The organism is Planococcus sp. RAB007_Raresut, assembly GCF_057369535.1.
In genome coordinates, this window is record NZ_JBXYIF010000153.1 from 1 (window position 1) to 262 (window position 262).

The 262-nt window shown below is 41.6% G+C and carries 1 pseudogene; it reads left to right on the top strand.

Annotation, left to right across the window (positions count from 1 at the left end):
• Positions 1-262, top strand: a pseudogene (locus AC2Q9J_RS18105) (hypothetical protein); the annotation flags it as partial.

Sequence of the window (262 nt, forward strand, 5' to 3'; positions counted from 1 at the left end):
GTTCGGTGCAGTCGGTTGGGCGGATGACTGGATCAAAATTCGCTATAAAGACAATGCTGGTTTACCTGCTCGAAAAAAATTCTTTTGGACTTCACTTGCTGCACTTGGGGCGGGTATTGCGCTTTATGTGATTGCAAAACAACAAGATAGTCCTGTGCATACGGCAAACATGTTGGACTTGTTGATACCATTCTTTAAAAATCTTTCGATTCCACTTTCTGCAATTCCACTCGGTTTGGCATTTATTGCTTTTACTTACTTG